Annotated in this window: 19 protein-coding genes; 9 read left to right on the top strand and 10 right to left on the bottom strand. The window is 71.1% G+C overall.

Annotated features, from left to right (window positions below; genetic code table 11):
• Window positions 1-71: 71 nt before the first annotated feature.
• The 3 genes from ACIBG4_RS37185 to ACIBG4_RS37175 all read left to right on the top strand — a co-directional run bounded on the left by ACIBG4_RS37185 (window position 72) and on the right by ACIBG4_RS37175 (window position 3,507).
• Window positions 72-1,172, top strand: a complete 1,101-nt coding sequence (locus ACIBG4_RS37185) for a cellulose binding domain-containing protein (RefSeq protein ID WP_397206580.1) — start codon at window positions 72-74, stop codon at window positions 1,170-1,172.
• 85 nt (window positions 1,173-1,257) lie between these two features.
• Window positions 1,258-2,052, top strand: a complete 795-nt coding sequence (locus ACIBG4_RS37180) for an SDR family NAD(P)-dependent oxidoreductase (protein WP_397206578.1) — start codon at window positions 1,258-1,260, stop codon at window positions 2,050-2,052.
• Window positions 2,053-2,127: 75 nt separating this feature from the next.
• On the top strand, window positions 2,128-3,507 hold the full coding sequence (locus ACIBG4_RS37175; RefSeq protein ID WP_397206576.1) for an FAD-dependent monooxygenase: 1,380 nt from the start codon (window positions 2,128-2,130) through the stop codon (window positions 3,505-3,507).
• A gap of 199 nt (window positions 3,508-3,706) precedes the next feature.
• On the opposite strand, the gene ACIBG4_RS37170 is transcribed toward ACIBG4_RS37175, so the two are convergent.
• Window positions 3,707-4,213 carry a hypothetical protein gene (locus tag ACIBG4_RS37170; RefSeq protein WP_397206574.1) on the bottom strand — a complete coding sequence of 169 codons (507 nt, stop codon included), beginning with the start codon at window positions 4,211-4,213 and terminating at the stop codon, window positions 3,707-3,709.
• A gap of 428 nt (window positions 4,214-4,641) precedes the next feature.
• Here ACIBG4_RS37170 and ACIBG4_RS37165 point away from each other — a divergent pair, with 428 nt between their 5' ends.
• The gene (locus ACIBG4_RS37165; protein ID WP_397206572.1) at window positions 4,642-5,823 is read left to right on the top strand and encodes a cytochrome P450; all 1,182 of its coding nucleotides are present in this window, start codon (window positions 4,642-4,644) and stop codon (window positions 5,821-5,823) included.
• A gap of 219 nt (window positions 5,824-6,042) precedes the next feature.
• Here the strand turns inward: ACIBG4_RS37165 and ACIBG4_RS37160 are convergent, their stop codons facing one another.
• Window positions 6,043-6,396 carry an antibiotic biosynthesis monooxygenase family protein gene (locus ACIBG4_RS37160; protein ID WP_397206570.1) on the bottom strand — a complete coding sequence of 118 codons (354 nt, stop codon included), beginning with the start codon at window positions 6,394-6,396 and terminating at the stop codon, window positions 6,043-6,045.
• 403 nt (window positions 6,397-6,799) lie between these two features.
• On the opposite strand from ACIBG4_RS37160, the gene ACIBG4_RS37155 reads away from it, so the two are divergent.
• The 3 genes from ACIBG4_RS37155 (at window position 6,800) to ACIBG4_RS37145 (ending at window position 9,798) form a co-directional block, all read left to right on the top strand.
• Window positions 6,800-7,696, top strand: coding sequence for an alpha/beta hydrolase (locus ACIBG4_RS37155; protein WP_397206568.1), 897 nt, complete (start codon window positions 6,800-6,802; stop codon window positions 7,694-7,696).
• 71 nt (window positions 7,697-7,767) lie between these two features.
• Window positions 7,768-8,244 carry a nuclear transport factor 2 family protein gene (locus ACIBG4_RS37150; protein ID WP_397206566.1) on the top strand — a complete coding sequence of 159 codons (477 nt, stop codon included), beginning with the start codon at window positions 7,768-7,770 and terminating at the stop codon, window positions 8,242-8,244.
• A gap of 138 nt (window positions 8,245-8,382) precedes the next feature.
• Entirely contained in the window at window positions 8,383-9,798 is a 1,416-nt protein-coding gene (locus ACIBG4_RS37145) for an MFS transporter (RefSeq protein ID WP_397206564.1), read from the top strand.
• Between the two features lie 26 nt (window positions 9,799-9,824).
• Here ACIBG4_RS37145 and ACIBG4_RS37140 read toward each other — a convergent pair whose 3' ends face one another.
• Genes ACIBG4_RS37140 through ACIBG4_RS37130 form a run of 3 tightly spaced genes read right to left on the bottom strand, consistent with a single transcriptional unit; the run spans window position 9,825 to window position 11,758 of the window.
• Window positions 9,825-10,724, bottom strand: coding sequence for a LysR family transcriptional regulator (locus tag ACIBG4_RS37140; RefSeq protein ID WP_397206562.1), 900 nt, complete (start codon window positions 10,722-10,724; stop codon window positions 9,825-9,827).
• Window positions 10,711-11,028 (bottom strand): recombinase family protein, encoded by a 318-nt coding sequence (locus ACIBG4_RS37135; protein WP_397206560.1) that lies wholly within the window; start codon window positions 11,026-11,028, stop codon window positions 10,711-10,713. Before ACIBG4_RS37135 ends, ACIBG4_RS37140 begins: the two co-directional genes overlap by 14 nt.
• A gap of 4 nt (window positions 11,029-11,032) precedes the next feature.
• Complete coding sequence (locus tag ACIBG4_RS37130; RefSeq protein ID WP_397206558.1) at window positions 11,033-11,758, bottom strand: dienelactone hydrolase family protein; 726 nt, start codon at window positions 11,756-11,758, stop codon at window positions 11,033-11,035.
• Window positions 11,759-12,263: 505 nt separating this feature from the next.
• Between ACIBG4_RS37130 and ACIBG4_RS37125 the strand changes: the two genes are divergently transcribed.
• Window positions 12,264-12,836, top strand: a complete 573-nt coding sequence (locus ACIBG4_RS37125) for an LD-carboxypeptidase (RefSeq protein ID WP_397206556.1) — start codon at window positions 12,264-12,266, stop codon at window positions 12,834-12,836.
• Window positions 12,837-13,021: 185 nt separating this feature from the next.
• Here ACIBG4_RS37125 and ACIBG4_RS37120 read toward each other — a convergent pair whose 3' ends face one another.
• Complete coding sequence (locus ACIBG4_RS37120; protein WP_397206554.1) at window positions 13,022-13,144, bottom strand: hypothetical protein; 123 nt, start codon at window positions 13,142-13,144, stop codon at window positions 13,022-13,024.
• A gap of 215 nt (window positions 13,145-13,359) precedes the next feature.
• Complete coding sequence (locus ACIBG4_RS37115) at window positions 13,360-13,773, bottom strand: MarR family winged helix-turn-helix transcriptional regulator (protein ID WP_397206552.1); 414 nt, start codon at window positions 13,771-13,773, stop codon at window positions 13,360-13,362.
• A gap of 64 nt (window positions 13,774-13,837) precedes the next feature.
• Between ACIBG4_RS37115 and ACIBG4_RS37110 the strand changes: the two genes are divergently transcribed.
• Window positions 13,838-14,125, top strand: coding sequence for a DUF1330 domain-containing protein (locus ACIBG4_RS37110; RefSeq protein WP_397206550.1), 288 nt, complete (start codon window positions 13,838-13,840; stop codon window positions 14,123-14,125).
• Window positions 14,126-14,545: 420 nt separating this feature from the next.
• On the opposite strand, the gene ACIBG4_RS37105 is transcribed toward ACIBG4_RS37110, so the two are convergent.
• The 3 genes from ACIBG4_RS37105 to ACIBG4_RS37095 all read right to left on the bottom strand — a co-directional run bounded on the left by ACIBG4_RS37105 (window position 14,546) and on the right by ACIBG4_RS37095 (window position 18,774).
• A complete protein-coding gene (locus tag ACIBG4_RS37105) occupies window positions 14,546-15,058 on the bottom strand; it encodes a hypothetical protein (RefSeq protein WP_397206548.1) in 513 nt (170 codons plus the stop codon).
• Between the two features lie 74 nt (window positions 15,059-15,132).
• A complete protein-coding gene (locus ACIBG4_RS37100) occupies window positions 15,133-15,963 on the bottom strand; it encodes a helix-turn-helix domain-containing protein (protein ID WP_397206546.1) in 831 nt (276 codons plus the stop codon).
• 78 nt (window positions 15,964-16,041) lie between these two features.
• Window positions 16,042-18,774, bottom strand: coding sequence for a LuxR C-terminal-related transcriptional regulator (locus tag ACIBG4_RS37095; RefSeq protein ID WP_397206544.1), 2,733 nt, complete (start codon window positions 18,772-18,774; stop codon window positions 16,042-16,044).
• Window positions 18,775-18,784: the final 10 nt, after the last annotated feature.

The raw sequence follows: 18,784 nt of genomic DNA, 5'->3' as shown, positions 1-18,784 counted from the left end.
GTCCTAGAACCGGCTTCCGGCCGGGCCCGCCGCGATCCGGCGGGCCCGGCCGGGTCCATCGGGAGTGAGCCATGCTTCGCAGATCCCACCTGTACGCCGCCCTGGCCGCCCTCCTCGCGGCACTCACCCTCGGCGCCGGCCTGTACGCGCCTCCGGCGGCCGGCGTACGCGCCCTTGCCGCGGCGGCGCCCGTCCGCATCATGCCGCTCGGCGACTCCATCACCGCGGGGCCCGGCTGCTGGCGCGCCATGCTCTGGCACCATCTGCAGACGGCCGGATACGCGAACATCGACTTCGTCGGCAGCGTCCCCGACGGCGGCTGCGGTTACGGCTACTCCTACGACGGCGACAACGAGGGCCACGGCGGGTACGCCGCCACCGGCATCGCCGACCAGAACCAGCTCCCACCATGGCTGGACGCGGCCAGACCGGACATCGTCCTCATGCACCTGGGCACCAACGACATGTGGGGCGGCTACCTCCCCACCTCCACCGTCCTGGCCGCGTACACGAAGCTGGTCGGCCAGATGCGGGCGAACAACCCCGACATGAAGATCATCGTGGCGCAGATCATCCCCATGAACCCGTCCGGCTGCACCACCTGCGCCGCCGACGTGACGGCGCTCGACAAGGCGATCCCGGGCTGGGCGGCCGGCCTCACCACCACCCGGTCGCCGATCGTCGTCGTGGACCAGTGGACCGGCTTCGACACGGCCACCGACACCGGCGACGGGGTGCATCCCAACGACACCGGCTTCCAGAAGATGGCCGACCGCTGGTACCCGGCGCTCGCGCGGGTCCTGGACGGCGTGATCCCTTCGTCCTCGCCCTCACCCAGCCCCTCGCCGTCGCCTTCACCGACCGGGGGACGATGCGCCGCCACCTACCGGCTGATCTCCCAGTGGGGCGGCTCCTTCCAGGCCGAGGTCACGGTCAGGAACGAATCCCCGGCCGCGTCGGCCGCCTGGACGGCGACCTTCACCTTCGCCGACGGCCAGCGGGTCAGCCAGTCGTGGAACACCACGCTCACCCAGAGCGGAGCCGCCGTCACCGCACGCGACGCGGGCTACAACGGCGCTCTGGCGGCCGGCGCGTCCGCCACGTTCGGCTTCATCGCGAGCTGGAACGGCAGCGTCAACACCCCGCCGCAGGTGACCTGCACACTCGGTTGACCCCATCGGATCCGACATTCACCGCCCATCTCTGGGCACGTCCTACGCCGGTCGGTCGAAAGACGACCCGGAAAGGACGCAACCGATGAACATCGATCTGTCGGGCCGCCGGGCCCTGGTCTCCGGATCCAGCCAGGGCATCGGCCTGGCCATCGCCACCGAGCTGGCCCGCGCCGGCGCCGCCGTCGTCGTGAACGGGCGCGGCCAGGAGAAGACCGAGCAGGCGGCCGCCACCATCACCGGCCGGCTGCCGGACGCGGACGTGACCGCCGTGGCCGCCGACCTGGCGACCGCGGACGGCGCGGCCGGGCTCCTCGGCCGGGTGCCCGACGTGGACATCCTCGTCAACAACCTCGGCATCTTCGGCGCCAGGCCCGTGCTGGAGATCGACGACGACGAGTGGCGCCGCTACTTCGAGGTCAACGTCCTGTCGGCCGTCCGCCTCACCCGCACCTACCTGCCCGGCATGATGGAGCGCGGCTGGGGGAGGGTGCTCAACATCGCGAGCGACTCGGCGGTGGTCATCCCCGTCGAGATGGTGCACTACGGCATGACCAAGACCGCGCTGCTGGCGGTCACGCGCGGCTTCGCCAAGGCCGCCGCGGGGAGCGGCGTCACCGTCAACTCGGTCATCGTCGGTCCCACGCACACGCCGGGCGTCGAGATCTTCGTCGAGGACCTCGTCGGCGACGACCTGCCCTGGGACGAGGCGCAGCGGCGGTTCATGCGCGAGCACCGCCCGAGCTCCCTCATCCAGCGGCTGATCGAGCCGTCCGAGGTCGGCAACATGGTCGTCTACCTCAGCTCGGATCACGCCTCCGCCACCACGGGCGGCGCCGTCCGCGCCGACGGCGGCTACGTCGACTCGATCCTGCCGTGACCACGCCACCTGGCCCGCCGCCGACCGGCAGGGCGGTGACAGGGATATGGCAGCGCGCCCTGGCACGGTCGGGGCATGACGGAGAAGACGAACGTGCTCATCGTCGGCAGCGGCCCCACGGGGCTCACGCTCGCGGTGGAGCTGGCCAGGCGCGGGATCGGCCACCGCGTCGTGGAGCGGGCGCCGGAGCCCTCGCTCGGTTCCAGGGGCAAGGGGCTGCAGCCCCGCACGCAGGAGATCTTCGACGACCTCGGCGTGATCGACCGCGTGCTGGCGTCCGCGACGGTCTACCCGCCGCTGCGGGTGCGGGTCGGCCGGGTGCCGGTGTACCAGGGGCGCATGCACAAGCCGGGCACGGCGACGGACGCGGTGCCGTACCCGATGGTGGTGATGCATCCGCAGTGGCGCACCGAGCGGGTCCTGCGCGAACGGCTGGCGGAGCTGGGCGGGAAGGTGGAGTACGGCGCGGAGCTGACCGGCTTCGAGCAGGACACGGGAGGGGTGACGGCCACGCTGCGCACGGGGGGCACCGTGCGGGCCGACTACCTGGTCGCAGCCGACGGCGGCAGGAGTTTCGTGCGCAAGGCGCTCGGCGTCGGGTTCGCCGGCGAGACCCGCGAGGAGGAGCGCATGGCGCTGGCCGACGTACGCGTCGAGGGGCTCGACCGGCACCACATCCACGTCTGGGTCCGGCCCGGCAGGGGCATGGTGGCGCTGTACCCGATGGCCGGCACCGACACGTTCCAGCTGCTCGCCCCGCTCAGGCCGGGCGTGACCCCGGACCTGACGCTGTCCGGCTTCCAGAGGATCTTCGCCGAGCGGTCGATGCTGCGCGGGGTGCGCGTCACCGAGGTGCTGTGGTCCTCGCTCTACCGGGTGAACATCCGGCTGGCGGACAGGTACCGGGACGGCCGGGTCTTCCTGGCCGGGGACGCCGTCCACGTGCACTCGCCCGCGGGCGGGCAGGGCCTCAACACCGGCGTGCAGGACGCGTACAACCTGGGCTGGAAACTCGCGCGCGTCCTGGACGGGGCGCCGCGGTCGCTGCTGGACACCTATGAGGAGGAACGCCGCCCGATCGCGGCCCGCGTCCTCGGCCTCAGCACCGACCTGCTCGACAAGAAGACCTTCAAGCGCGACGAGGAGACCTACCAGCTGCAGGTCGGCTACCGGGGCTCGGCGCTGGCCCGCAGCGGCGGGGACCGGGTGCCCGACGGGCCGCTGCGCCTGGCCGACGGCAGCCGGGCGCGCATGTTCGACCTGCTGCGGGGCCCGCACTTCACGCTGCTCTCGCCGGATCCCGCGCCCCGGGTGCCGGACGGGCCGCGGGTACGGGCGTACGTGCCGGCCGACCCGTACGGCGGGGTACGGCACACCCTCATCCGGCCGGACGGATATGTCGGCATCTCCACTGACTCCTCCGACGAGCTCGCCGCGTACCTCGCCATGGTCTGACGCGGCCGGGAATCTCGTCGCACTCCGGCCCGTACAGCAGCGCGGTCAGCCAGGCCCACCCCTTCCGGGAATGCTCCTCAGCCCGAGGTCGATCGCGCCTGCCGGATGCGGACTCCAACTACGCGGATGGATACGCAGCCAGAACCCGGGCCGCGGTCGAGGCGCCCGGCCGGCAAGCCGGACGCCGCGACCGCTCAGGTCAGGCCGACGCGGTGACCGCTCCGCCAAGGTGCCGGGCGAAGAACCGGACCGCGCTGTCGACCTCGAACCGAGGCAGCTCCTTGTGCTTGCCCGAGTTCACGTGCAACGACTTCTCCTTCGAGGCGAAGGCGTCGAACAGCGCGAGACCTTCCTCACGCGAGATGTGCTCGTCGTCCCACTGCATGTCGAACTCGATCGGGATGGTGATCTGCTTCGCCTTCTCGGCCAGGACATCAGGCCAGTGCTGACCGAAGACCGCGGCGGTGATCCCGGGTTCGATCGCCACGAACGGCATGCCGATGGCGGTGCCCATGTTGATGCCCCAGAAACCGACCAGCCCGTCGGTGCCGATCTCCGGGAGTTCCTGGAGGGCATCCAGGGTCGCCTGGTACTCGGGCACGGCGAGCTCCGCCAGGTGGTCGTTGTAGCGCACGACGATCGGGCCTTCCGGCTCGCCCGCCGCCCTCGCCCGGAACAACTCGGCGGTGAACTGCAGTGAGTGCACAGGTGTTGCCTTTCGGGAGTGCCTTGTCATCGAGGCGCTCCCGGCGACACCTACGTCAATCGCCCGACCGTGACGACAGGGGGAGCACCCACAATGGATACGTTCATGGGTCTCACCTCCTCGGACGGTGTCGCGGTCGGCTGCAGCTACCAGGCCGCCCGCGACCTCGTCCAACCCTTTCCCTCCACGTGATCACGACTCAGAGTCCGCTTCATGCGGCGGTTCTCGCGCAACGGGACGCTCGTTCAGGTTGTCGCTCTTACGCGCGAGTTGCCCTCGGGTCGTGCACCGGCCGGCGTCTACGGTTCACCGCTCTGGCCCGCCGGGCTGCGGCTGACCCTCGGGGCCGTTGCCCGGGCCCAGGATCGGCTGGGAAGCTGGGGTCGCAGCCCACTCCCCACTTTCCCTTCACTTCCGATAGGGGTCTCGTGAGCGACGTTCTGATCTACAACCCGTACGACTACGCCATGCACGAGAATCCGTATCCGACGTACGAGCTGCTGCGTGAGAAGGCGCCGATCTACCGCAACGACGAGCTGGATTTCTGGGCCCTGACCCGGCATGCCGACGTGTACGCCGCCGGCCGGGACTTCACCACCTACAGCAACAGCCACGGCGTCAACCTGGAGTTATGGTCACCTGACATGGCCAGACGCTCCTCGTTCATCGCCATGGACCCGCCCGACCACACCCGGTTCCGAGCGCTGATCTCCCGCGCGTTCACCCCGCGACGGGTCGCGGAGCTGGAGCCCCGCATCCGGCAGATCACCCGCGGCCATCTCGACGCGGCTCTCGCGGCCGGCGGCGACTTCGACTTCATCACCGACCTGGCCCAGAACATCCCCGCGGACGTCATCAGCGAACTGGTCGGCGTCCCCGCTGCGGACCGCGCGCAGGTCCTGCGCTGGTCGAACGAGAGCCTGAACCGAGAGGAGGGCACCTCCGGCATCCCGGGCTCCTCCGTCGCAGCGACCATCCAGCTCATGACCTACTACGGGCAGCTCATCGCCGATCGCCGCGCCCACCCGGGCGACGACATGGTGTCTGCCCTCATCGCCGCAGAGATCGACGGGCAGCGGCTGTCCGACAAGGACATCGGCGCGGTGTTGCTGCTGCTCGGCGTGGCCGGCAACGAGTCCACCACGAAGATCCTCGGCAACGCCTGGTACCAGGCAGCCGTCCACCCCGGCCAGCGGCGCATCGCCTTTCAGCCCGGCCGGATCGGCGATTGGGTGGAGGAGACGCTCCGTTACGACTCCTCAGGCCAGATGACGGCACGGCTCGTCACCAGCGATGTGGAGTGGCATGACACCGTGGTCCCGGCCGGCTCCCGGCTACTGCTGATCTTCGCTGCCGCCAACCACGACCCGCGCGTCTTCCCGAACCCGGAGATGTTCGACCTCGACCGCGACACCTCCCGCACGTTGGCGTTCGGGACTGGCCCGCACTTCTGCCTCGGAGCGAGCCTGGCCCGCCTCGAAGCCCGCATCGTGCTGGAGGAGTTGGTCGCCGCCGTACACGAGGACTACGGCGTAGGGACACCCGTGCGCGTGCACCACCCGAACATTCACGGCTTGAGCAGCCTGCCGACCACCGTCAAGGCCCGCTAGCCAGGGGACGGGGCCGACGCCGGCCAAGAGGCCGATCCGGTCGCCGCTGACACCTTCGGAGATCCCGTCAGGGTGCCAGTCGGTGACCGGGACCAGGCCGGGCCCGACTCCGCTGGATCGGGCTCACGAGGGCACGCCGACCCGTTCGATGAGAGCCTGTGGCGGGACGGTCGCTGAGGTGACTTCGCTGGGTCGGCCTGCTGTCGGGCGCTGCGGGACCTACGCTCGGATGAACCCGTGGCTGCGCTCCACTTTCGCCACATGCAGCGTGTAGCTCTGGTACCAGTCGACTTGCCCGCGCTTCTGCGCCGCGCGGTGCTCGGGGTTGGACCGCCATTCCGCGAGAGCGTCGGCGTCGCGGAAGTACCCGACGGTGATGGCCAGCCCACCAGGAGTCTGCGCGTGATCCATCCCCAGGAACCCAGGGATGTCCTTCACCAGCTCTTCCATGCGTGCGTTGGTCTCGCTGTAGCCGCTCTGCTCCTGGGTTCGCACCGTCGTGAAGACAGCCACGTAGTAGGGGGGTTCGTAGGCCTCGACGGGCGTGACAGGCGCTTCGGAGTGATTGCTCATGGCGCCACCGTAAGGCCGGGTGCGCCCAACGATCGTTCCCGTGCCGCACCGCCCGCTTCGACTCACGGTCCGGGCGGCGGGAGTGCTCACTCACCGGCGGCCACCAGGCACCGAGTCTGCCGGCGCGGCGCTCCCATCGGGCGGAGGTCAGGTCGGCATCCGGCCGCAGGCTGTTAGCCGCGCTAAACGTGCCTTGAGAGATTGGGCGTTGCCCGGCCGGAGCGTCAGGTGCGAGCGTGTGGGGGACGGCGAGCGGGCAATGCTGCCCGTCCATCAACGCGGCTGCGGCCAGCGCGGTCCACGCGGTGTGCTCAACCGACGGTCTCCTCAGGTGGCCGTCGCGAGGCGGTTGGTCGTCGGCTGACGTGCCATATCCCTTCCTGCCTCGAAAGAGAGTCTCGACATGCCCCTACCAGAACAGGTCAGCTTCACCGGTGATGCGGCAAAGCTCGCCGGTCACCTCTTTTTGCCTGATAACGCTGACCTTGACGCCGCCCCTGCGCCGGGGGTCGTGGTCGCAGGTACCTGGACCAGCGTCAAGGAGCAGATGGCCGACCGGTATGCCGAGCAGTTGGCCCGGCGTGGCTTTGCGGCGCTGTCGTTCGACTTCACCGGCTACGGCGAATCGGGCGGTGAGCCGCGCGACTTCGAGTCGCCGGAGCTGAAGGTCCGGGACCTCCGGGCGGCGGCCGACTTCTTGTCCGGGCATCCGGCGGTGGGTGACGGGGTCCTGGGCGCGTTGGGCGTCTGCGCCGGCGCGATGTACGCGAGCGCCCTCGCCGCCGAGGACGCGAGGGTGGGGTCGCTTGCCCTGGTGGCGCCGTGGCTGCACGACCGGCGTATCTGTGAGGAGAACTATGGCGGTCCGGAGGGCATCGAGGCGAAGAAGGCGGCCGCGGCCGAGGCTCGGCGCAGGTACGAGGAGACCGGGGAGGTCGACTACGTGCCGGTGGTCAGCGGCAGCGACCCGAACGCGGCCATGCCCTTCGACATCGACTTCTACCTCGACCCGCAGCGCGGCGGTATCCCGCAGTGGTCCAACCGGTTCGCGGTCATGGCCTGGACCGGGTGGCTGGACTTCGACGCCGTCGCGATCGCGCCGCGGTTGACCGCACCTGTGCTGCTGGTGCACAGCGAGGACGCCGCCATCCCGGACGGAGCCCGCCGCTTCCACGCAGATCTCGCCGGGTCCAGGCAATTCCTGTGGACCGAGGGCACCCAGTTCGACTTCTACGACCAGTCACCACAGGTCGGCTTCGCCGCGGATGCGGCGGCCGAGCACTTCGCCCGCACGCTGTGAGCGCCCGGCGCTCGCACCCCCGCCCCCCGGCCACCCCACTCATCGCCCCTACAGCAGGAGGTCACCTCGTCATGTCCGAGTCCTTTGCGGCCGTTGCACCGTCCCTGTCCGAGGCCAGGATCGAGGTGGTCGAGACGTGCACCCGGATGGCGGTGCACGCCGACCGCCGGGAATGGACGCTCCTGCGCGGTCTGTTCGCCGAAAAGGTGCTCCTCGACTACACAAGCCTCAACGGTGGCGACCCGATCCAACTCACTCCTCAGGAGATCGTCGATGCCTGGTCGGCGACACTCGGTGGCTTCGACGCCACCCAGCACCTGATCGCCAACCACCTGGTCCGCATCGACGGGGTCCATGCTGTGTGCACCGCCTCCTTCCAGGCCACACACCGCCTCGCCACCCCGCATGGGGCTCCGCTGTGGACGCTCGGCGGCGACTACCGGTGGGAACTGGCACGGACCGGCGGCCGATGGCTGATCAACTCGGTGGTGATGACGGCGACGTGGGGTGACGGCAACAAGGACCTGCCCGCACAGGCGGCAGGCTGACCGCACGCATGCGCCGTGCGCCGGGGCTCTGTCACACCCCGGCACACGGCTTGCCGGCAGCAGGCCCGTCTGTCAGTGGTCTTCCCGCGGCTCCCGGTCTCGGTTGCGCACCTATCGAAATGTCTCAGGAGTGCTCTGATGAAATCCCTGTCCAAGCCCTCCCCTGCCGTCCGCGCCGCGGCCGCTGCGCCGGAGGCGGCCCGGGGCGGATCCCCCATGGTGCTCGGCGCCGCCCTGCTGGGCTTCTTTCTCATCTCGCTGGACGCGTTGATCGTCACCGTCGCGCTGCCCGACATCGGCCGCAGCCTTGGTGGCGGCATGTCCGGCCTGCAGTGGGTGGTGGACGGATACGCGCTGATGTTCGCCGCCCTGATGCTCTCCGCCGGCGCCCTCTCCGACCGCATCGGGGCCCGGCGGGCGTTCGGCGGCGGGCTGGTGCTCTTCGCGCTGACCTCGGCAGCGTGCGGTTTCGCCCCCAACCTCGGCGTGCTGGTGGCGGCGCGGCTGGTGCAGGGGGCCGCGGCGGCGGTGATGATGCCGGCGTCCCTTGCCCTGGTCCGACAGGGCTTCCCCGACCAGGCCAGGCGGGCGCGGGCGATCGCCGTCTGGACCGTGGGCGGCGCGGTCGCGGTGGCGGTCGGTCCGGTGCTCGGCGGGGCACTCACCGCCTCCGTCGGCTGGCGGTGGATCTTCTTCGTCAATCTCCCCGCAGGTCTGCTGGCACTCGCCCTGCTCTCCCGCGTCCCGGCCTCCCCGCGACTGCCCGCGCGGCTGGACGCGGTCGGGCAGGTGACAGCCGTGGTCGCGATGGGCGCGCTGACGTACGGCGTGATCGAGGGCGGCGCCGAGGGCTTCGGCCGGCCGCTCGTGGTGGCGTCGCTCCTGGTGGCCGCGGTCGCGGCAGCCGCCTTCCTCGCCGCGCAGGCCAGGGGCGCGCATCCGATGCTCCCGCTGCCCCTGTTCCGCTCACGGGTCGTGGTGGTGTCGGTGGTGGTCGGCTTCATGCTCAATGCCGCCTACTACGGCGGAGTGTTCAACTTCAGCCTGTACTTCCAGCAGGAGCGTGGTGAGTCGGCGCTGCACGCGGGCCTGATGTTCATACCGATGACAGCACTGGTCGCAGTGGTGAACCTGGCCTCGGCCAAGCTGGCCGGGCGGTTCGGCCCGCGGGTGCCGATAGTGGCAGGGCAACTGGTCGGGACGGCCGGGCTGGCGGCGTTGACCACGGTGGGCGCGCACACCGATGTGTGGGCGGTGGCGGCGCTGATGGTGCCGGTCGGCCTCGGCGGGGCACTCGCGGTGCCGGCGCTGACCGCGATGCTGCTCGACGCGGTACCCCCGGAACGGGCAGGCACCGCCTCCGCCGTGCTCAACACCGCCCGCCAGGTCGGCGGGGCGCTCGCGGTGGCGATCTTCGGGGCGCTGCTGGCAGGGGCGGACACGTTCCTGACCGGAATGCGGTGGAGCATGCTGCTCGCGGCGGCCGGGCTCGTCCTGACGGCGGCCGCGACCCTGGCACTGCCGCGGGGCGGACGTCGGGACGCGCAGGCGTGAGCCTTGCCCCGGGCCCGCGCGCCAGGTCACGCCCTGCCGACCGCCTGCGGGGCGAACTCCAGGACGGTCTGTATGAACGCCCGCAGCCCGACCGTGTCGCCTGCGTTACGCCACATCAGCGCGTAGTCGACGGGCGGTGCGTCATCAAACGGGACATAGACGATATCGGGCCGACCGTGGTAATGCCCCGCCCGGACGGTGGCCACCGTTGCCCCCTTGCCCGCCCCGACCAGTGAGAGCACCTCCTGCCATCCGACGGCGGCCGGTCCGTGCCTGATGGGGCGGCCCTGGGGGGTGAGGCGGGGAAAGAAGGCGTCGCGCCAGGTACGGGATACCCCGACAGCCGTGATCAGCGGCAGGACGGCCAGGGCCTCCAACGACACCGTTTCCCGTGTCGCCAGGGGATGATCGGCGGGCACGACCAAGGCGCGGGGTTCGGAGAACAGGACGGGGCCCACGATGATGGCAGGGTCTTCGACAGGCGGCTCGGCCACCACCAGGTCGACGTCCTGGCTCTGCAACGCCGCAATGGCCGCGTTGTACGTCAGCTCCTGCAGCTCGACGGTGCACCGGGGCTGGCGCGAGTTGAACGCATCGGCCGCCCGCACGATGAGGGCACCGGACCATGGGGCGGTGTATCCTACGCGCAGCTCACCGCTGATCCCCGCGAAGGCCGCCGAAGCGTTGCCGAGGGCACGTTGAATCTGCTGGTATGCAGGCAGCAGCTCCGCGTAGAGCTGCCGGCCGACCGGGGTGAGGGCCACGTGGTGGCTGCTGCGTTCGAACAACGCGCCGCCGATACGACGTTCTGTCTTTTTGATCGTCTGGCTGACCCGACCCGGCGAGACGAGTAGACGTTCGGCGGTGCGCGTGAAGTTGAGCTCCTCAGCCAGGGCCAGGAACGTCTCGATCTCATACCACTCCACTGGACCCCACACCCTGCGCAGCCTCGCTACCGCCGCTTCCGATCGAGCCGTCGGAGTCCGAGCGGCGGGTCACCTTTCCTGCTGAGCCACTGGCGGGATCTTCTGCCAGGGTCTTGTGAACGACGCCGATGCCGTGCAGGAACCGATCGTTGCGGACGATCAGCTCTTCCGGCAGGTTGCGGCCGAGGCGGTCAACCTCCTGAACGGTCAGCAGGTCGCCGTCGCGGATGCGGGACAGTGCGCTCAGCAGCGCGGGCCGGTCGTCGGTGGCGACCTTGATGCTACCGGCCGAGCTCGGACTCACCACATCACTCCGTTACGGGCAGGCACTCGGCGAGCAGGTCGACGACGTCGCGCCACGCTCGCTGCGCGTGCCGTGGGTGGTAGCCGACGCCGGGAACCACGGGCTGGTCGACCGGCGGGTGGTGGAAGGCGTGCAAGGCGCCGCCGTAGACCGTGAGGCGCCAGTCGACGCCCGCGGCCTGCATCTCGGCGGTGAACGCGTCCCGTTGCGCGGCCGGCATGATCGGGTCTTCCGAGCCGACCCCGGCCCACACCGGGCAGCGAATGTGCGCCGCCTCGCCCGGCCGGCCCGTGGTCAGTGCGTTGACGGTCCCGATCGCGCGCAGGTTGACGCCGTCGCGCCCGAGCTCCAGCCCGATGGCGCCCCCGGTGCCGTAGCCGACGGCGGCGATCCGGTCAGGGTCGGTCCGCGGTTCGGCTCGCAACACGTCGAGCGCCGCGTGGCCGATGTCCCGCATCCGGTCGGGGTCGGCGAGCAGCGGCATGCAACGGGCCAGCATCTCCTCGGGGTCGGCGAAGTAGCGCCCGCCGTGGATGTCGAAGGCCAGCGCCACGTATCCCAGCTCGGCGAGCGCGTCGGCTCGGCGGCGCTCCACGTCGCTGAGCCCCGGCCCCTCGGGCCCGACCAGGACCGCGGGCCGGCGGTCGACACCGGCCGGGAGCGCGAGGTGCCCGATCATCGTCAGGCCGTCGGCCGGGTACTCAACCGTGCGCGTAGTAATCGTCGTCATGAGCCTGGACTGTAGTGACCGTCGACTTTTGTCGGGCCGGTGTTCACCGCTGGCAGAGTTCACCCCTGGCAGAACAGTCCGAGTGTGCCTCTGACCTGCGGCCATGGCTCACAAGATACGTCACAAACCCCGTTCCCCCGCACCCACGGGGACCCTCACGCCCGGCTCGGCGGCGATGTTCTTCTGGTGCAGCACCCGGCGGCCGGTGGAGGGGTCGCGCAGATCGTGCAGCGGCCGCGACACGCCGCACGGCATGGAGAGACCCACGCATGCCGTACATGGCCGGCTGCCCCAACCGGGGCTGTGGGACCAGCGCTTCGACGCCCAGGAACGCCAGTTGATGATGGCCGGGCCGGACGCCCGCGGCGCGATCCCCCTGCGCCATCGCCCCGGGTCCGAAACCCGCGAGCCCTCTACGGCCGCCACGTCGATGAGCGCGACGCGTTCGGCTCCTCCAGCGTCGCCTCCCGGGTCACCGACCTGCACGAGGCCTTCGGACCCGTCCGTGGCGGCCGTCCTGACGGTCATCGGCGGGTACAACAGCAACGAGCTGCTGCCGTTCCTGGACTGGGAGCTGATCCGCGCCCACCCGAAGATCCTCTGCGGATACTCCGACATCACCGCACTGCAGAACGCCATCCTGGCCAGAGCCGGGTTGGCCACCTACTCCGGTCCGCACTGGTCGACGTTCGGGATGCGCGACCACTTCGAGCAGACCCTGCGCTGGTTCACCTCGGTGATGTTCGACACCGCTCCGGTCACCCTGACCCCGGCGTCGCACTGGAGCGACGATCTCTGGTTCCTCGACCAAGGACGGCGTCGACAGCTGGCTGCGGACCGAGCACGGGCCCGTCATCTTCGAGGTCAAGTCGTTCACCACGCGCCTCACCTCCTCGCGGAAGCGGCAGATCGAGAAGTCGCTCGCCACCGCCGCGCGGCACAAGCCGATCGCCTGGCGGCTGATCCTGCCGCTGGAGCACATCCCGCCCGAGAAGGCCTGGTTCGACGCACTCCAGCAGTCCGGCCCGTGGCACTTGGGTCCTATGGTGCGGGCCATGCCGGCCGAGTTCCTCAGTGATCAGGAAGCAGCCGCCTATGGCAGCTAAGGCGCCTCGGTGTCGTAGGCAGATCTTTAGTCGTTCTTCTACCTCGACGACGCCGCCCTCCCTGCGGATGGACGCCGCGTGCTGTATCGGCACACGGCGCCCATGTTCAAGACCTGGCTGGAGTCGGCTGCCAGCACTCCTTCGCGGTCAAGCAGCGCTACGGCGAGCACGCAGCACGAGCCCCGAGGGCGGTCAGCGTGATCCAGACCACGGCGCTGCCGGTCAGAGCGCCTACCATGAGGTTGCCCGCGGCGACGCCGATCCCCGCGACGGTGTTCATGACGCAGGCCTGCCCTTCCTGCTCAACCCGTGACCCCGCTTACCCGTGCGTTCCGGCGCCTAGGCCGGCTGAGGCAATCCCGGGCCAGATTCTCTTGTTCGGCGAGCTGCGGGCCTCGCCGCCGGGTCAGCCCTGGTGACCGGTGACCTGGACAGAACGTAGCGATCCAGCGACAGTCCCGCCGACCGCACCGCTGCATCGCCGCTTGGGGCACCTCAGAGGGGTTCACCGCCGAGCTTGGCGAGCAGTTCGCGCAGGTGACGGCTTTCCTCGGGCGTCAGCGGGAGGGCCTCGCTGATCTTGCCTGGGATGGCCTCGACCCGTTGACGCAGCGCCCGGCCTTGGGGAGTCAGATCGACTTCGACGCTGCGTTCGTCGTCGGTGCGGCGGCGGCGGACGAGGTGGCCTGCCGCTTCCAGGCGTTTGAGCAGGGGTGTCAGGGTGCCGTGGTCGAGCCGGACGGCGGCCGCGATCTGCTTGATGGTGGCAGGGCTCCGTTCCCACAACGCGAGCATCACCATGTACTGCGGCTGGGTCAGTCCCGCATCCTCCAGCAGGGGCCGGTAAAGCGCCGCTACCGACCGAGAGGCGGTCGCCAAGGAGAAGCAGATCTGGTCGTCAAGCCGCATGAATCCAATCTATCAGCCGCACTTATATTTTGTGCACAAGATTCTTGTGCGTTATATTGGCGGCATGAGTGCATACATGGTCATCAGCGTCACCCCTGACGATGAAGAGAAGTTCCGCCAGTACGAAGCCGCCACGCTGGAGGTCGTCGGCCGCTACGGGGGCCTGCCGGTCGCCCGCGACGCGCAGCCGCTGGTCTGGGAGAGCGATGCCAACCCGGCGCTGGCCGTCATCTTGCGCTTCGACAGCAAGCAGGCGGCCGAGGCGTTCTACCACTCCGAGGATTACGCGCCGTTGAAGGCGTTCCGGCAGACCTTCGCCGATGCTCATGCCCTGGTCGTCGAGGGGCTGTGACGCCGGCGGGGGTGAAGCGCGCGGGCAGCGTCACCGGTCCGCGGGTGATGCCGGCAGGCAGCCAGTGGCGCTGCGCCGACGGGTCAGCCCAGGCCAGGTGACGCGCGTCGGGACGGGTCACGTCGAGGCGGTCGGCCGCCTCGGCGGGGCCCGCCGCACGGCTGGCGGAGGTGAGGGCCACGGTGACGGGCTCGCCGCGTCTGATGCGGCGGCCGCGGAGGAGGAGGTCCTCGGTGGCGCCGAGCAGTTCGGTGGTGGACAGGCGGCCGTGGTCGTCGTCGTGCACGCTGATCAGGTGGGAGCAGGTCGTCGGCGGGGGCGGCGCGTGCGGCTTCCAGCAGATCCCGCAGGTAGGTGTTCAGGGCGAGCAGGGCCTGCCTCGCGCTGGGCGGGCGAGGGGTTGCCCATGCCGCGCCGGGTTCACCGCTGCAGGTCGTCACGGTGCTGCTCGGGCACGCCGTGCAGGTCGCACATGACGGCCATGGGCAGGGGCCCGGTGAAGGCGGCGACCAGGTCCGCGATGCCGGCCGGGGCGATGGCGTCGATGAGCTCGTGCGCGAGCTGTTCGACGCCGGGCGCCAGCCGCTCGATGACGGTGCGGGTGAACGCCTTGGACGCCAGGCGGCGCAGCCGGGTGTGCTCCGGCGGGTCGGCCATCAGCATGTTGCCGCAGAAGCCGGAACCAGCGAGCAGTATGTGCCGTCCCGAGGCGCGCAGTTGCTCGGTGGACGGTTCGGGGTTCTTGCTCAATTGAGGGTGGGCGGGAGTTTGGCGGCCCAGTTCGTAGTCGATGACCAGCCAGGAGGTGGTGCCGTCGGCCGAGCGCACTCGGTGGATGGGGCCCTGGGCGCGTAGTGCGACGTGGCGGGCGCGGGCGTCTGCCTTTAAGTCGGTGGTGCCGACCAGGTTGAGGTCATGGTCATGGATGGTCATGACCGGTATGTTCGGCGCGATGGCACGTCAGCAGCCAGAGCAGGCATACGTCAATCACTGGTCATTGATGTGGGCTACTCCGCAGGTTGGGTGGCCAGCGTCCCGAGGAGGGCCAGGGCTTGGGCGGAGGGCGAGTTCGGCTCGGCCGGGTGGGTGACGAGCCGCAGGCCGGGCCCGCTGGCGATGGGGAAGATCTCGGTGCGCAGATGCAGGTCGCCGACGTCGGGGTGGTAGAAGTTGCTGCCGGGCTTGAGCGGGCCGCGCGGCTCGGGGGCGGCCCACAACCGGCGGAAGTCGTGGCTGGCGATCGCCAGCTCGCCGACGAGTTCGCGCAGGTGGTGCTCGTCCGGGCTCTGACGGGCCACGTGGCGCAGGTCGTGCACGGCGGCCCGGGCGGTGTTGGTCCAGTCGCGGTAGAACTGCCGTCCCGCCGGATCGAGGAAGATCATGCGCGGCAGGTTGTCGCCGAAGACAAAGCGGTCGTGCAGCACGTTCGCCAGCGGATTGCGGACCAGCACGTCGCCCGACCAGCCCAGGACGTACGCCGGGGCCACCGTCCAGTCGTGGAGCAGGGCCAGCACCTCGGGCGCGACCCGCTCGACGCGGCCGGGACGGCGGCGCCGGGCGGTGGGCCGGGCCAGCCGGTACAGCTCCACCCGGGCGTGCTCGTCCAGGCGCAGCGCTCGGGCCAGGCTTTCCACGGTCTGGCGGGTGGGGCGCTCGCGGCCCTGTTCGAGCCGGGCGTAGTAGCCGGTGCTGAGGCCGGCCAGGTGGGCGACCTCGTCGCGGCGCAGCCCGGGAACCTGGCGGCGGCCGTCCGGGGGCAGCCCGGCCTGCTCGGGCCGCACGAGTGCGCGGCGCTCTCGCAGGAACCTCCCCAGCAGGTCGTTGCGTTCACTGTCCATGACATCCGAGGTTAGGCAAACGCGGGTCCGGCTGCCTGGGTGCGTTACTCCCAGGTTGGCTGATCGCAACCACGCGGGTCATCCGCCGAGGTCGAGCTCCCGCAGTTGGCGGCGCGAGCTGAGGCCGAGCTTGCGGTAGATGTTGCGCAGGTGGTTGTCGATCGTGCGCGGGCTCAGGAACAGGTCAGCGGCCACTTCGCGGGAGGTCCTGCCGGTGGCCACGAGGCGGGCGATGTTGGCTTCCTGGGAGGTCAGGGCGTCCAGGACCGAGGTGGCGGAGCTGGCCGGCCGGTCCCCGAGCTCGCGCAGCCCTCGGGCGGCGCGGGTTGCGAACGCGGCGGCGCCCATGCGGTCGAACATGCGGTGGGCCTCACGCAGGCTCGCGCGTGCCTGCGCTCGTGCGCCGGAACGAAAGAGCCACTCGCCGTGCAGGAGGTGGGTACGGGCCAGCTGGACGGTGACGCGGGTGCCGGCGAGGCGGTCGATGGCCTCCTCGTACAGCTGGTCCGGGGTGTCGCTGAGCAGGGCGCAGCAGCGGGCCAGCACGCCGAGCCCCCAGCCGGTGCCGGCGGCCTCGGTGAGCTCGGCGAGTTCGTCCAAAGCGGGCTGGGCCAGGTCGAGCCGTCCGGTGCGGGCACCGGCCTCGATCAGTTCGGGCAGCGCGGCGGCGCTCCAGAACAGGTGGGTGCGGCCGGCGGCCTGGCGGGCGGGCGCGAGTGCGGCCTCGTGCTCGCCCAGCCCGTTGTGCAGGACGGAGGTGGCGTACTCGACGATCGTGACAAATCCGCCCGCGCCGTCGGCGGCGGCGCGCAGGCTCTGGCCGAACAGCGCGCGGGCTTGGCCCCGGTTGCCCTGGTGGGCGGCCAGTACGATGGCCGCATAGGGGACGAAGGCCCCGGCGATGGCCTCGGTGAGGGCGTGGGCCTGCTCGGTCATGGCCGAGGCGGCGGTGAAGCGGCCGGCGTAGGTGGCGGCAACGGCCTGGAAGTTGAGCGCCAGCGGCAGGAACGTCAGCGCTCCCGCCTCTCGCGCGAGTTCGACGCAGCGCGTGGCGAGCTCCTCCAGCGCGACTTCGTCCCAGAGGTCCCAGGCGGCGCGGCAGGCGACGGGCAGCCAGCTGGGATCGTCGGCCTGGCGGAAGCCGTCGACGGCTGCGCGCAGCAGCGGCGCGGCGGCGCTCTGGCCCTGGGTGAACAGCGTGGCCAGGCCGTCAAGCAGCAGATCGGCGGGTTGCGGCGCACGCGGTGCGGCGGGGCCGCGCAGCACGGCGGCGGCGACGGCCTTGATGCCGTGCGCGTCGCCGTTGCGTTCGGCGCCGGTGGCGGCCCACAGAGCCTCGAGCGCGGTCTGCCTGGCCAGGGCCGCGTCCAGCGGCGCCATCTGTTTGGCCGCCTCCAGCAGCAGTACGGGGGCGTCGTCGTCGCGGCGCAGCGAGAAGGCGATCTGCCCGCGCAGCCGCATCACGCGGGCCCGCCCGGCGCCGGTGAGCGGCCCGGCGTCGGCGGCCGTGAGAAGGGCGCCGGCCTGCTCGGAGGCTCCTGCCTCGTGTTTGGCCTGGGCGGCGGCCAGCGCGCGCTCGGCCCTGAGCGCGGGGTCGGGGGTCAGTTCGGTGGCGCGTTCGAGGAACGCGGCGGCAGCCGCCACCCCGCCGCGGCGCCGGGCCCGGCCGGCCAGACGCTCCAGCTCGCCGGCCAGGTGCTCCCGTGGCTGGTCCGCGGCCTGGGCCTGATGCCAGACGCGCCGGTCGGGGCGGTGCTCGGGATCGAACGCGCGGGCCAGCGCGTGGTGGGCACGGCGGCGCTGAGCCTCGTCGGCCAGCCGGTAGATCGCCGATCGGACCAGCGGGTGGCGGAAGCGGACGCACACATCGACCTGCACCAGCTCGGCGCTCTCGGCGGGTTCGACGTCGGAGAGGGTGAGCCCCTCCGACTCCGCGGCGCGCCGCAGCACCCCGGTGTCGCCGAGAGGCTCGGCGGCGGCCAGCACCAGCAGCCGTCTGGTGCGCTCGGGCAGCGCGCAGAAGCGGCGCTGGAAGCTCTGCTCGACCAGGTCGGTCACCGGCAGACCGAGGTGGCTGGGGTAGCCGGCGGGACCCAGGCCGCGGGGCAGCTCCAGCAGGGCGAGCGGGTTGCCGCGCGCTTCGGCGATGAGCTGGCGGCGGATCTCCGCATCCAGCGGGGCGTGCGGCATCGAAGCCAGCAGCGAGCCGGCCTCCTGGTCGGTGAGCGGGGACAGCGGCAGACGGGGAAGGGCGGCCAGGGCGGGCACGGCATCCGGGTCGCGCATGGCGAACAGCAGAGCGACGGGCTCGGCCTGTATCCGGCGTGCCACGAAAGCCAGCACCTGGGCCGAGCCCGCGTCCATCCACTGGGCGTCGTCCACGACGCAGACCACCGGCCCGCTCGTGCCTGCCTCCGCCAGCAGGCCGAGGACGGCGAGCCCGATGACGAGCAGATCCGGCGCTGCCCCCTCCTCCAGATCGAACGCCGTCTTCAGCGCCAGGCGCTGCGGCGCGGGCAGCCGGTCGGCCAGGTGGAGCAGGGGCAAGCAGAGCTGATGCAGCGCGGTGAAGGCAAGCTCCTGCTCGAACTCGGCGCCGGCGGCACGCAGGATCGTATCGCCCGGCCCGGAGGCCGACACCGCGCTGTCCAGCAGGACGGACTTGCCCAGCCCGGCCTGCCCATGGACGACCGTCGCCGCGCCGGCGCCTTGCCGCGCCCGCTCCAGCAGCCAGGCCAGACGCGGCAGCTCGCGGCGCGCCAGGCGAGAGAGGGGCAGGTCAGGGCCGGTTCGCGTGAGGTGCTCGCTCATCGAAGCCGAT

Origin of the sequence: Nonomuraea sp. NPDC050383 (assembly GCF_044459125.1) — a bacterium.
Classification (GTDB): Bacteria; Actinomycetota; Actinomycetes; order Streptosporangiales; family Streptosporangiaceae; genus Nonomuraea.
Note: the sequence above shows the minus strand (reverse complement) of the source record. Positions and strands in the feature narration are given on the sequence as shown.